This is a genomic window from Nocardiopsis terrae, from assembly GCF_014651695.1.
Lineage (GTDB): Bacteria > Actinomycetota > Actinomycetes > Streptosporangiales > Streptosporangiaceae > Nocardiopsis > Nocardiopsis terrae.
On the sequence record NZ_BMXJ01000005.1, the window covers coordinates 188,332 to 201,116 of the forward strand.

The 12,785-nt window shown below is 70.5% G+C and carries 12 protein-coding genes; 5 read left to right on the forward strand and 7 right to left on the reverse strand.

The features are described 5' to 3' along the window. Positions 1-128: 128 nt before the first annotated feature. The 6 genes from IE195_RS15165 to IE195_RS15190 all read right to left on the reverse strand — a co-directional run bounded on the left by IE195_RS15165 (position 129) and on the right by IE195_RS15190 (position 4,800). Positions 129-1,100 (reverse strand): aldo/keto reductase, encoded by a 972-nt coding sequence (locus IE195_RS15165; RefSeq protein ID WP_191271913.1) that lies wholly within the window; start codon positions 1,098-1,100, stop codon positions 129-131. Next, entirely contained in the window at positions 1,100-1,549 is a 450-nt protein-coding gene (locus tag IE195_RS15170; RefSeq protein WP_225942472.1) for a MerR family transcriptional regulator, read from the reverse strand. The genes IE195_RS15165 and IE195_RS15170 overlap by 1 nt, the downstream gene beginning before the upstream one ends. Positions 1,550-1,649: 100 nt before the next feature. Continuing rightward, a complete protein-coding gene (locus IE195_RS15175; RefSeq protein WP_191271915.1) occupies positions 1,650-2,324 on the reverse strand; it encodes a TetR/AcrR family transcriptional regulator in 675 nt (224 codons plus the stop codon). 43 nt (positions 2,325-2,367) lie between these two features. Then, the gene (locus IE195_RS15180) at positions 2,368-3,141 is read right to left on the reverse strand and encodes a hypothetical protein (protein ID WP_191271917.1); all 774 of its coding nucleotides are present in this window, start codon (positions 3,139-3,141) and stop codon (positions 2,368-2,370) included. 68 nt (positions 3,142-3,209) lie between these two features. Continuing rightward, entirely contained in the window at positions 3,210-3,686 is a 477-nt protein-coding gene (locus IE195_RS15185) for a hypothetical protein (RefSeq protein WP_191271919.1), read from the reverse strand. Positions 3,687-4,023: 337 nt separating this feature from the next. Further along, positions 4,024-4,800 (reverse strand): hypothetical protein, encoded by a 777-nt coding sequence (locus tag IE195_RS15190; protein ID WP_191271921.1) that lies wholly within the window; start codon positions 4,798-4,800, stop codon positions 4,024-4,026. A gap of 777 nt (positions 4,801-5,577) precedes the next feature. Here IE195_RS15190 and IE195_RS15195 point away from each other — a divergent pair. The 5 genes from IE195_RS15195 (at position 5,578) to IE195_RS15215 (ending at position 12,145) form a co-directional block, all read left to right on the forward strand. Then, positions 5,578-7,305, forward strand: coding sequence for an ABC transporter family substrate-binding protein (locus IE195_RS15195; protein ID WP_191271923.1), 1,728 nt, complete (start codon positions 5,578-5,580; stop codon positions 7,303-7,305). A 152-nt stretch (positions 7,306-7,457) separates the two neighbouring features. Next, entirely contained in the window at positions 7,458-8,969 is a 1,512-nt protein-coding gene (locus IE195_RS15200; RefSeq protein ID WP_191271925.1) for an ABC transporter permease, read from the forward strand. 16 nt (positions 8,970-8,985) lie between these two features. After that, positions 8,986-9,972 carry an ABC transporter permease gene (locus tag IE195_RS15205; protein WP_191271927.1) on the forward strand — a complete coding sequence of 329 codons (987 nt, stop codon included), beginning with the start codon at positions 8,986-8,988 and terminating at the stop codon, positions 9,970-9,972. Continuing rightward, complete coding sequence (locus tag IE195_RS15210) at positions 9,972-11,132, forward strand: ABC transporter ATP-binding protein (RefSeq protein WP_191271929.1); 1,161 nt, start codon at positions 9,972-9,974, stop codon at positions 11,130-11,132. Before IE195_RS15205 ends, IE195_RS15210 begins: the two co-directional genes overlap by 1 nt. Then, positions 11,132-12,145: an ABC transporter ATP-binding protein gene (locus tag IE195_RS15215; protein WP_191271931.1), complete on the forward strand. Its 1,014-nt coding sequence runs from the start codon at positions 11,132-11,134 to the stop codon at positions 12,143-12,145. Before IE195_RS15210 ends, IE195_RS15215 begins: the two co-directional genes overlap by 1 nt. A gap of 103 nt (positions 12,146-12,248) precedes the next feature. Here IE195_RS15215 and IE195_RS15220 read toward each other — a convergent pair. Then, positions 12,249-12,785: acyl-CoA dehydrogenase family protein (locus tag IE195_RS15220; RefSeq protein ID WP_268249176.1), on the reverse strand; the 537-nt coding region annotated here is incomplete at its 5' end.

Below are 12,785 nucleotides of genomic sequence, written 5' to 3' on the forward strand. Positions count from 1 at the left end.
AGGGGGCCGCAGGTCGGGGCGGGACCACGGGGAGGGGTTCCCGGCGGAGATCCCGGGGGCGGGACCCCCGGCGGGCCGGAGCACGGGCAGGATTCCGGGAGCGGACAGGGCCACGGGGAGCAGGGCGGTCAGTGCGCGGCGGTGAGCCGGGCGTGCTGCTCGGCGGTGAGGGCGAGGTCGGTGGCTTCCAGTGCCTCGTCGAGCTGGGCCGTGGTGCTGACCCCGACCAACGGGATGATCTGCGGATCGTGGTCCATCAGCCAGGCGAGGACGACCTGGTTGCGGGTGGCGCCGCTCTCCTCGGCCACCCCGTCCAGGGCAGCCAGGCGCGCGGTGGTACCCGGGTGGTCGTAGGCGTACTCCAGTGGCCGGTCGGGCCGGGTGTAGGCCCCGGTCAGCAGGGGTGTGTAGGCGACCAGGGCGTACTCGCGGCCCTGGGCCCCCTCGGCGCGGACGAAGTCCAGGAGTTCGGGGGTGAGGTGCCTGTGGCCCGTGGACTCCAGGGGTGCGTCGTGGCGGGGCTGGAGGTAGCTGTAGCGGTACTGGAGCACCCGCGGCCGCGGTCGGCCCCCGGCCTGGGCGGTGGCGCGGGCCCGCTCCAGCCGCCAGGTGCTGTGGTTGCTGATGCCGAACTCCCGGACGGTCCCCTCGGCGACGAGCTCGGCGAAGGCCCCGACGGTCTCCTCGACGGGTGTCCCCGGGTCCTCCCGGTGGGCGTACAGCAGGTCCAGGGCGTCCACGCCCAGCCGTTCGCGGCTGCGTTCGGCGGCCGTCGCCACCACCTCGGCCGAAAGCCCCTCCTGCGCCTCCAGTCCCGCTCCGGGGACGGTGGGCTGGGCGCCGACCTTGGTGGCGATGACGACCTCGTCGGTGACGCCGCGCTCTCGCCGCCAGCGACCGAGGAAGGTCTCGCTCTCGTGCCCCTGGCCGCCCTCCACCCAGAACTGGTAGCAGTCGGCGGTGTCCACGAAGGTGCCGCCCGCCTCGACGAAGCGGTCGAGCAGGGCCGCGGAGGTGGCGGCGTCGGTCGTACTGCCGAACTTCATCGCGCCCAGGCACAGGGCGCTGACGGTGCGTCCGTTGACGGTGGTGTAACGCATCAGCTGCCCTCCCCCGCGGAGGCCGTCTCCGGGGCGGGCCCGGAACCCGGCGGCGGGAGGGGCCGCTCGTCGGGAGCGGGGTTCTCGGCGAGCACACCGAGGTAGTGGTCGATCTTGTGCTGGATGGTGTCCTGCCTCTCGCGCAGCTCGGCGATGCGCGCGTTGAGGTGGTGCTGGTGGCTCTGCAGCACCTCCAGGCGGTCGGGGATGGTGTGGTCGCCGTCGCGGACGAGTTCGGCGAAGTCCCGCAGCCGCGCGATGGGCATGTCGGTGTCCCGCAGGCACCGGACCAGGTGGAGCAGTTCGACGTCGTCGGTGCGGTAGCGGCGGTGGCCGCTGGGCGCGCGCTCCACCTCCCGGAGCAGGCCCGCCTTCTCGTAGTAGCGCAGGGTGTCCAGGGTGAGGCCGAAACGCTCGGCGACCTGTCCGGGTGTGAAGTAGTCACTCATCCGGCAAGCATGCGACCTGGAGTGCGCTCCAGGTCAAGCCCCGGGGCCCGCTCTCCGGGTGCCGGGGCGGACCGCGCCGGTTCCGGCCGGGCGGCCCCGGTCAGGCCCCGCTGCCGCGGATGGCGCCGACGACGGCCTCGGTGAGGTCGTCGATGATCTCGGACTCGCTCACCTCCGGGTGTTCGAGCCACCACTCCCCCGCCGCCTGGACCATGCCCACGACGGCGTGCGCGGCGATCTGGGAGCGCAGGCGGCCCTGGATGCGGCGTTCGGTCAGCAGCAGGTCGGCGAGCTCCTCGCCCAGGCGGCGCACCATGAGCCCCAGGTCGCTGCGGGTGCGCACGTCCTCGGACGTGGCCCGGTCCATGAGGAACCGGTAGAGGTTGAGGTTCTGCGAGATCATCGACAGGTACGCGCCGACCGTGGCCCGGGCGCGCACGTCGAAGTCGGTGTGCTGGTACAGCTCGGAGCGGATCGCCTCGATGAGCGGGTCCACGTGGCGCCGGGCCAGCGCGCGGTAGAGGCCGCCCTTGTCGCCGAAGTGCCGGTAGAGGATGGGTTTGCTGATGCCCGCCTCGGTGGCGATGGCCAGCATGGAGGCGTCGGGGCCGTCGCGTTGGATCACCCGGTCGGCGGCGTCCAGGATGGCCCGCCGCCGTTGGGGGTCGCGGCCGCGCCCGCTCCGTCCCTGCCGGGGCGCCGGGGCTTCGTCGGAGGGCTTGCCGGAGGCGCCGTTGTCGGCTGGCACGGTCTGCTGCGTGTTTTCGAAGGCCACAAGGGTTCACCGTAGCGGAGGGTCAGGTGCGGCGGTCGCGGGCTCAGGAACGGAGCGCGATCCAGGTCGCGCGGGCCTGGGCGAGCAGGCGGCCCGTCTCGTCGTAGAGGGCGCTGCCGGTGTGCACCTTGCGGCCGTCGACGGATTCCAGGTGGCCCATGACGACCGGGGTGGAGCCGACCGCGGGCAGGTCCAGGATCTGCGCGCTCATCCGGCCCAGGACGATGGGGCGGCCGGAGACATCGCTGGACCAGCCGCCGGGGCAGTCGAGCGCCGCCCAGACCTGGGCGGGTGCGGCCCTGCCGTCGCCGCCGTCCACGGCTTCCAGGACGTCCCAGGTGCAGGCGACGGTGTTGCCGACCCCGTCGGGCCCCCGGCCCGGGCGGACCGAACCCGCGAACAGGCGCAGCCCCTCGCCCTCGGCGCGTGCGGGGCCGCAGCTGTAGCAGCGCGGGAAGGGGTGGTCGGTCAGGCCCGCGTAGCGTTCCCGGGCCCGGGCGGCCTCGCTGACGGTGACCGGCCCCCCGGGGACGGGGGCCTCGTCGAAGGGGGCGGCGCGGACGGCTTCGGCGACCAGGCGCGCCTTGTCCTGGGCAGTGGGGTCGACCAGCCGGAGCCCCTCCTCGGGGGTGCCCTCCACCGTCAGCGTCCGGTCCAGCGGCGGCGGGGTGCGCAGGGTGACCTGGACGGCCGGACCGCCCGGGGCGGTCAGCAGGCCGGCGAGCAGGCCCGCGCTGTAGCCTCCGTTGCCGGAGCCGTCGGGGCCGTTGAAGGCCGCCGGGATGGTGAGGGTGGGGGCGCCGTTGCCTGGTGTCATGGCTCACAGGGTAGTCGGAACGGGGCGGGTGGTTTCGACCGCCCCGACCGGTTCTGCGGTGCGGGTGTTCAGGACGGGGCCAGTTCGGGGCGGCCCAGACGGGTGAGGGTCCGGGAGAACCAGGGTCCGGCCGCCGGGCCGCCCTGCCGGGCCCACTCCTCGGTGAGCGCACGGAAGGCCCTCTCACGCGAGCGGTGGCCGCGCCGCGCCCCAGCGGCGAGGACGGCCGTGCCGGCCCCGGCCAGGGCGGGGCAGAGCGCGCGCACCAGGTCCCGGTCAGCCGTGTCCGCGGGTCGCGACCGCATCCGCAGCACGGCCGCGATGAGCAGTCGGGCGGTCGTCCAGGCCTCGGGGGCCGGTGTGCCGCCGGGCGGCTTCACAGCCGACGGTCGGCGCTGTTGCGTGCGGCGCGGCCTGCGCAGCGACGGTTGCGGGGGCAGTAGGCCGTCCAGGGTGTACCCGCTCTCCCGGGCCCGGTCCGCCATCCATCTCCGCCGGTCCGGTCCGCAGTCGGCCATCCAGACCAGCGCGGGCCCGCTGTTCACGTGCCCACGCGGTGGGGGCCACGGCAGCGCGGAACAGCGGCAGGGTGTTGTTGTCCCACACGTCGGCGGTCCGCTGGATGGTGGGCCAGTCGTAGGTCTCCGCCGCCGCCTCGGCGATCTGGGCCACCGAGCGGTCGAGGAGGGCGCCCAGAGCCTCGGTCGCACGGGGCCGTGCAAGGTCCGGAGATACGGTCATCCGTCCGAGGTTGGGCGGTGGTCGCCGCACGGCTCCACGGGGCGGCGCCGACGTCCCGCGATCGTCCAGCTCCCCGCCGCCTGCGCGGTGTCCGCCCGCGTGGCCCCGCGGTTCCGCACGCGGAACACCGGACGCGGGCGGCTACCAGTCCAGGACCTCCCGGGCGGTCTCCACCTGTTCGCGCAGTTCTCCCGCCCGCTCCTCCAGCGCCCCAAGGTTCTCCTCGACCTCCGCTTCCTGGAAGGCGCACTCCTGGGCCACGAAGACGTCGAGGTAGCCGGAGGCGTCCATGCAGTCGGCGGACAGGGGCGCGTCGTCGCGCCCCAGACCTTCCCCGGCGCCCGGTGGGGCGCCCTCGTACCCGGTCTCCCGAACGCACCCCCGCCAGTCGGCCTCGGCGGCCCCGACCTCGGGCGAGTCCACCACGGCGAAGAAGGATTCACTGTGGATCCCCTCGGCCAGTCCGTGGGTCCCGGGGAGCTCACCCCCTTCGTCGAGATCGACGTAGCCCTCGGGGCCCGGGGCCGCGGATTCGGGGTCGATTCGCAGTCGGGCCTGGTGGTGGCAGCCGCCCTCGGGTACCGGGGCGCCGGAGGGCGTTTCGATGCCGTCGCCGGTGTGTGAGAACCCGTCGACGACCGTACGGGCCTCCTCCAGGTCGAAGCCCTCGGCGAGGAGGTAGGGCTCCCGCCGGGGGCCGTCGTCCAGCGGCACCTCGAAGCCGTACTCCTCTGCGAGGTCCACGCGGGCCATCCCGTAGCGGCGGTACTCGCGGTGGGGGCCGAAGTGAGTGAGCGTCTCCTCGCTGGTCCCCGTGTCGGGGTTGACCGAGGCCTCGAAGCCGAGTTCGTTGAGGCACTGCACGAGCAGAACGTCCTCGGCCCGGCCGATGGTCCACTGCTCGTAGCCGTCGAGCACGTAGTCGTAGACCGGCAGGTGCAGCCGCTCGCTGAGTTCGGGGTCCGTGACCGCGTAGGGGTCCTCCGGCTCCTCGCCCCCTCGGCCCGGGCTTCCGCCGGACTCTGCTCCGCGGCGGGCTCCGTGTCCGGTTCCTCCGCCCCGGTGGTGCAGGCGGTGAGGAGGAGGGCCAGGGCCGCCAGGCAGACGGCGGGGCGGGTCGGACAGGTGGCAGGAGCTGCTCCGGCGGGGGGGGAGGCGGTAGCCGCACTGAACCCTCCAGGGGGCGGGGAGGCGGGGGTCGAACAGCGGGACAGGGCTACAGGTGTGCTGGGCGGGCTCGGGCCGGCACTGGTGAGGTTAACCCGCCCCGGGGCGGCGGTCCGGCCGGGGTCCCGCACATACGGGACGGCGGAGGGCACCGTCGCCCGGTGTCATGGTCCCCGGGGCCTGCGGCGCGTTACCACTTCCCTATCCGCTCTGACCTCCTCTTCATGGCTGTTCCCGCACGGGAGAACAGCGCCGGAGGCCGAAAAACCCAATCATAGGATGATTGGATATTTACTTCTCCGACGATCCCGCAGACCCCTGACGAGCAGCTTGCCCGGAAAGATCAGGGGGAAGTCAATCTGACCCGTTTTGGAACCTGAGGTTACTTTTTTGTCTCCTTCGAGGCCAAAAAGCATCTCAGGTGTACAACAGCACCCCCTGAGCCCTTGCCTACGACCGCACACAGTGAGCAAAATCCATTCAACTCCAATCCTAGACAAATCCCCTGAACGGTAGAGGAACCTGCCCGTGAGAATCACCGGGAAGATCGCCAAGACCACAGCTGTGGTCACCGCGGGAGCACTCGTGCTCTCCGCGTGTTCGGCAAACGACAGCGGCAGCGACGGCGACAACGCCTCGAACTCGGCGGCCATCACCCTGGCGTGGGACCAGGAGTACGACAGCTACAACAACACCACCGCCGGAGCCAACTCCAGCAAGAACGCCGTCATCAACCATGCGGTGACCAGCGGCTTCTGGTACTTCGGCGAAGACGGCGAAGTGACGCCCAACACCGACCTGGGCACCTACGAGCTGACGTCCGAGGACCCGCAGATCGTCGAGTACTCGATCAACCCCGACGCGGTCTGGTCCGACGGCGAGGACATCGACTGCGCCGACATGATGCTGTGGTGGGCCCAGCAGACCGGCAGGTACGACTTCTCCACCATCGGCACGGGCGGCATCGAGGACACGGTGATGCCCGACTGCGAGATCGGCGACAAGGACTTCGCCCTCGAGTACGAGGTGCCCTACGCCGACTGGGCCAGCAACGGCCCCAGCAACGGCAACACCACCCTGATGCCCGCGCACGTGGTCGCCGAGCAGGGCGGCCTGACCGTCGAAGAGCTGGTCCAGGCCATCCGCGACGAGGACAACGACGCGCTCGCCGATGCGGCCGAGTTCTTCAACGAGGGCTGGACCGTCAGCGGTTCCCTGCCCGACGAGGAGCTCATCCCCTCCTCCGGCCCCTACAAGATCGCCGCCTACGACGCCGGTCAGTCGCTGACCCTGGAGCCGAACGAGAACTGGTGGGGCGAGGCGCCGACCACCGAGAGCATCGTCTACCGCTGGATCGCGGCTGACGAGCAGACCCAGGCGTTGGAGAACCTCGAGGTCAACATCGTGCGGCCGCAGCCGAGCGTGGACCTCAAGAACCAGGTCGACGCCCTGTCCGGGGTTCAGGTCGAGGTGTACGACGAGTACATCTACGAGCACCTGGACTTCAACTTCGACTCCAGCCCCTTCTCCGACCGCGACCTGCGCGAGGCCTTCGCCAACTGCGTGCCCCGGCAGCTGATCGTGGACAACCTGATCAAGCCGATCCAGCCCGAGGCCGAGACGATGGACGTGCGCAACATCTCGCCCTTCGACCCGGGCTACGAGGAGGCCGTGGCCGCCAGCGGCGGCGACGCCTACGCCGAGGTGGACCTGGACCGCTCCCGCGAGCTGCTCGAAGAGGCCGACGCCGTCGGCCAGGAGGTCCGGCTGGGCTTCATCGCCGACAACCCCCGCCGCGCGCAGACCGCCGAGCTGATCAAGGACTCCTGTGACGAGGCCGGCTTCGACGTCCAGATGAACGCTGAGGCGACCTTCTTCGACAGCGACGGCGGCCTGTCGCAGAACACCTACGACGTGGCCATGTTCGCCTGGTCGGGCTCGGCCGAGGTCAGCGGTTGGAACTCCACCTACCGCAGCCCCGAGGAGTGCACCGCCGACGGCAAGGGCAACAACAACGGCTGCTACTCCAACGATGAGCTGGACAAGCTCCTGCAGGACGTGCTGCAGGAAGCCGACACCGAGGCTCAGCTGGAGATCATCAACGAGATCGAGACGATCCTGTGGGACGACCTGGTGACGATTCCGCTCTTCAGTCACCCGGGCCTCGCCGCCTGGAGTGACAACCTGGAGAACGTCCAGCCGAACCCCGCGCAGACCGACATCGTCTGGAACATGTGGGAGTGGTCGGCCCAGTAGGCCGCACCACACTCGCCGCGCACGACACACACGCGCCGACCGGTGGGATCCACCGGTCGGCGCGTCTCCGACCGGGGACCGGAGGCAGACGCGCCCTTCGGTCCCCTCGCTTGTGCGCGAACGTTCCCTGATCTATTCAGGAGGCAGCACCAGTGCTCGTCTTCATCGCACGGCGACTCGTCGTCTCGGTCTTCGTGCTATTCGTAGCAACCTTCGTCATGTTCGTCCTCTCGGCCAACACCGGTGACCCCCTGGCTGACCTCAGGGAACTCCCGGCTGACGACCGCGAGTCCGCCATGGCCGAGCGGATCGAGCGCATGCGCCTCGACCTGCCCGTCTACGCCCGCTACTTCCTCTGGCTCGGAGACGCCCTCACCGGTGACTTCGGAGTCAACCGCCAGGGGCAGGACGTCAACATCCTGCTCGTGGACGCTGTCTCGGCCACCATGCAGCTCGTCGTGGCCGCCACCGTGCTCGCGATCGTGATCGGTATCGCGATCGGCATCATCTCGGCGCTGCGCCAGTACAGCGGCTTCGACCACGCGGTCACCTTCGGCGCCTTCGTCGCCTTCTCCCTTCCCATCTTCTGGGTGGGTGTGCTGCTCAAGCAGTACGGCGCGATCGAGTTCAACAACTGGCTGGTACAGCCGAGCATCCCCACCCTGGTGATCATCCTGGGCGCACTGCTCGCCGGACTGGCCTGGAGTTCACTGATCGTGGGCGACCGCCGAGCACGGCTCATCGCCTTCGCCGGGGCCTCCGGAATCACCGCGGTCCTGCTGCTGTGGATCTCGCTCACCGAATGGTTCGCCGACCCCGGGCTGGGGCCGGTGGTCATCGCGCTCAGCGCCTTCGGCGGCGCCGTGGGCATCAGCGCGCTGTTCTCCGGCCTGAAGCTGAACCGCCCGATGTACGCGGCGCTGGCCGCCGCGGCGATCGGCACGGTGCTCTCCTTCGCGCTCGCACCGGTCCTGGCCGACCCGAGCCTGGGCGTGATCCTGGCGCTCGCGGCCGCGACCGTCATCGTGTGCGCGGGTCTGGGCTACGGCATCGGGGGGGTGCTGCACCGGCGCAACGCCATCGCCGCCGCGGTGTGGACCGGCCTGTTCACCGGTGGCGTGATCTTCGTCGACCGGATGCTGCAGGCATTCGCCGGCTACAGCGACTCGGTCCAGGGGCGCCCCATCTCCACCATCGGTGCGAGCACGCCCAACTACCAGGGCACCTTCTGGGAGCTGTCGCTGGACTCGGTGGGCCACCTGGCGCTACCGACCATGGCCCTGATCCTGGTGTCCCTGGCGACCTACACCCGTTACAGCCGCGCCAGCATGCTGGAGGTGATGAACCAGGACTACGTGCGCACGGCACGGGCCAAGGGCCTGCCCGAGCGCACCGTCGTCACCCGCCACGCCTTCCGCAACGGGCTCATCCCGATCACGACCCTGGCCGCCTACGACTTCGGCACCGTGATCGGCGGCGCCGTGGTCACCGAGACGGTCTTCGGCTGGCGCGCGATGGGCGACCTCCTGGTCACCGGCCTCAACGAGGCCGACCCCGCTCCGGCCATGGCATTCTTCGTGGTCACGGGTGGCGCGATCGTGGTGTTCAACATGATCGCCGATATCGCCTACGCCTACCTCGATCCCCGGATCCGGTTGTCGTGACGGAGGGAGAAGCACAATGACCACACACAATCAGACTCCGTCCGGGTCGCCGGACCCCGACGCCGCACAGGGCATGGACATCGCTGCCCGCACGCAGTGGCAACTGGTCCGCGCCCGCTTCTTCCGGCACCGGGCCGCCCTGCTGGGCATGGTGCTGCTGGCGGTCGTCGTACTGCTGGCGTTCACCTCGATCGGTATCGGCCCCGTCCCGGGGTGGTGGGACAAGTCGCCCACGGAAACCGGCTCACTGGTCAACGGCGGAAAGCCCACCCTGGGCCTGGTGCCGGAGTTCCTGGGCGGTGCGGGCCTGGCCCTGGGCGAGCACCCCTTCGGTCAGGACAACGTCGGTAAGGACTACTTCGCGCTGACCATGCGCGGAACCCAGGTCTCCCTGATCATCGCCTTCGTGGTCGGCATCGTGGCCACGGTCGTGGCCACGGTGATCGGCGCCTGCGCCGGCTACTTCCGCGGCTGGACCGAAACCGTGCTGATGCGCATCACCGACGTGCTCATCGCGATCCCGCTGCTGGTCATCGCCGCCGCCGCGGCCAAGATCGCCGGCCAGCAGGGGATTCTCTTCCTCGGGGTCGTCCTGGGCCTGGTGACCTGGACGCAGACGGCCCGCCTGGTCCGCAGTTCGGTGCTGTCCCTGCGGGAGAAGGAGTTCGTCGAGGCGGCCCGCTCCGTGGGCACCTCCGCCGTCCGTATCATCTTCAAGCACATCCTGCCGAACACGGTGGGGGTGATCATCGTCAGCGTGACGCTGGCCATCGCGGCCGCGGTGCTGCTGGAGTCAGCGCTGTCCTTCCTCGGAATGGGCGTGCAACCGCCCGACACCTCGCTGGGACGTCTGATCACCGACTACCGGAGCGCGATGGGAACACGCCCCTGGCTCTTCTACTGGCCCGGGCTGTTCATCATCCTGATCGCGCTGTCGGTGAACTTCATCGGCGACGGCCTTCGGGACGCCTTCGACCCACGACAGAACAGGGTGCGTGACTGATGACGCAATCCTCCAACACTCCCCCGCACACCGAGGCGGCACCGGAGCAGGCGCCCACCGGCGGCTCCTCCGCCACCGACTCCACCGGGGAGACCCACACCGCCGAGACGCACACGCGGGATCAGGCACCCACCGAAGAGGAAGTGCTCCGGGTCGAGGACCTGAGTGTGGAGTTCCCGACGGACGACGGCCGGGTCAAGGCCGTGCGCAACGTCTCCTACTCCCTGCGTGAGCGCGAGGTGCTGAGCATCGTCGGGGAGTCGGGGTCGGGCAAGTCGGTCTCCTCCATGGCCGTGATGGGCCTGCTGCCGCGCAGCGCGCGCATCAGCGGGCGCATCCTCTACCGGGGCCAGGACCTGCTGGCCATGCGGCAGAAGGAACTGCGCTCCCTTCGCGGCCGCAAGATCTCGATGATCTTCCAGGATCCGATGACCGCGCTCAACCCGGTGCACACCGTCGGCGACCAGCTGGCCGAGGCGGTCCTGGCGCACAGCCTGGTCCCGCCCGCGAAGGCGCGCGAGCGCGCCCGGGAGATGCTCGACCTGGTCGGCATCCCCCAGGCGGCGCAGCGCCTGCGCAGCTACCCGCACGAGTTCTCCGGCGGTATGCGCCAGAGGGTGATGATCGCCATGGCGATCATCAACGACCCCGACGTGATCATCGCCGACGAACCCACCACGGCCCTGGACGTCACCGTGCAGGCCCAGATCCTGGAGAAGCTGCTGGAGGTCAAGGACGCCGTCAACGCGGCGATCCTGTTGATCACCCACGACCTCGGCGTGGTCGCGGGCCTGGCGCACCGGGTGCTGGTCATGTACGCGGGCACACCGGTCGAGGTAGGCGGGACCGAGGACGTGTTCTACCGGACCCGCATGCCCTACACGGCGGGGCTGCTCGGGTCGATCCCGTCGATGACGTCCGACCACGGGGAGCCGCTGCGCCCCATCCGGGGAACCCCGCCCTCCCTGATCGACATGCCCCGGGGCTGCCCGTTCTCACCGCGCTGCCCGTTGGCCGACGACACCTGCCGCTCGGTCGAGCCGGTGCTCCTGCCGACCGACGACCAGGAGAACGAGCACCTGGCGGCATGTCACCACTGGGAGCGGCTGGCCGCCGCCGACGACCCGACGGCCTTCTTCCGAAACGGGGGTCAGTACTGATGAGTGCAGCACAGCAAGAGTCGGAGGCAGACAGCAAGACCTCTGCCGCGCTGTTGGAGGTCGACGACCTGGAGGTGCGCTTCCCCGTGCACGGCGCCGGTTTCCTGCGCCGCGTCGTGGGACACGTGCACGCGGTCAGCGGGGTGTCCCTGCGCCTGGCCGAACAGGAGACGCTGGGCGTGGTCGGGGAGTCGGGCTGCGGCAAGTCGACCACCGGCCGGGCGATCCTGCAGCTGGTCCAGGCGACCTCGGGCTCGGTGCGCTACCGGGGCGAGGAGCTGACGACGATGTCGTCCTCGGACCTGCAGCGGGTCCGGCGCGAGGCGGGCATCGTCTTCCAGGACCCCTACGCCTCGCTCAACCCGAAGCTGCCGGTCAACGACATCATCGCCGAACCGCTCAAGGTTCACCGCCGCTGGCGCGACGGCGGACCCGAACGTGTGGCGGAGCTGTTGCGGATGGTGGGGCTGAGCCCCGAGCACGGCAACCGCTACCCGCACGAGTTCTCCGGCGGCCAGAGGCAGCGTGTGGGCATCGCCCGAGCACTGGCGCTGGAGCCCAAGCTGCTGGTGCTGGACGAGCCGGTCTCGGCTCTGGACGTCTCGGTTCAGGCGGGCGTGGTCAACCTGCTGGAGGAACTCCAGGAGAGGCTGGGCCTGTCCTACGTCTTCATCGCCCACGACCTGTCGGTGGTGCGCCACATCTCCGACCGGGTGGCGGTGATGTACCTGGGCAGGGTGGTGGAGACCGGAACGCGCGAGGACGTCTACGAGCGGGCGTCGCACCCCTACACCCAGGCGCTGCTGTCGGCCGCGCCCTGGGCGGACCCGCGCCAGGAGCGTACGCGCGAGCGCATCGTGCTCACCGGCGACGTGCCCAGTCCGGTGAACCCGCCCAGCGGCTGCCGGTTCCGTACGCGCTGCTGGAAGGCACAGGACCTGTGCTCCGAGCAGGTCCCCGAGCTCACGGACCGGGGCAAGGGGCACCCTGTGGCCTGCCACTTCCCGGATTAGACCGGATGGGGCCGGGTTAGGCCAAAGCACGGGCCGGGGCCGGGAGCGGAAGGATTCGCTCCCGGCCCCGGCCTGTTTCCGGACCCGGGGCCGGCTTCGGTTCTCACCGGACGGGCAGTCCGGTGACGGTGCGGCCGATGATGAGTTTCTGGATCTCGCTGGCGCCCTCGAAGATGGTGAAGATGGTGGCGTCGCGGTGCCAGCGCTCGACGGGGTACTCGCGGGTGTAGCCGTTGCCGCCGAGGATGCGCAGGGCGTTCTGGGTGACGAAGGTGGCGGTCTCGGAGGCGAACAGTTTGCTCATGGAGCCTTCGGCGTTGGTGAAGTCCTTGCCGTTGCGGGCCATCCAGGCGGCGCGCCACACGAGCAGGCGGGCGGCGTCGATGCGGGTGGCCATGTCGGCGAGCAGGAAGGCCACGCCCTGGTTGTCGCCGATGGGTTTGCCGAACTGCTCGCGCTGGGTGGAGTAGTCGCGGGCGTACTCGTAGGCGGCCCGGGCACAGCCGACCGCCATCGCGCCGACGCTCGGACGGGAGGCCTCGAAGGTCTTCATGGCGGCCTGGCCCTTGGAGCGTTTGCCCTCGCGGGCGCGGGCGAGGCGTTCGTCGAGTTTGTCCTTGCCGCCCAGCAGGCAGGAGCC

Excerpts from the sequence above, each read along its gene's own strand:
- IE195_RS15170 (WP_225942472.1), bottom strand. The coding sequence starts at position 1,549 with ATGAGTGACTACTTCACACCCGGACAGGTCGCCGAGCGTTTCGGCCTC.
- IE195_RS15165 (WP_191271913.1), bottom strand. The coding sequence starts at position 1,100 with ATGCGTTACACCACCGTCAACGGACGCACCGTCAGCGCCCTGTGCCTG.
- IE195_RS15210 (WP_191271929.1), top strand. The coding sequence starts at position 9,972 with ATGACGCAATCCTCCAACACTCCCCCGCACACCGAGGCGGCACCGGAG.
- IE195_RS15180 (WP_191271917.1), bottom strand. The coding sequence starts at position 3,141 with ATGACACCAGGCAACGGCGCCCCCACCCTCACCATCCCGGCGGCCTTC.
- IE195_RS15215 (WP_191271931.1), top strand. The coding sequence starts at position 11,132 with ATGAGTGCAGCACAGCAAGAGTCGGAGGCAGACAGCAAGACCTCTGCC.
- IE195_RS15205 (WP_191271927.1), top strand. The coding sequence starts at position 8,986 with ATGACCACACACAATCAGACTCCGTCCGGGTCGCCGGACCCCGACGCC.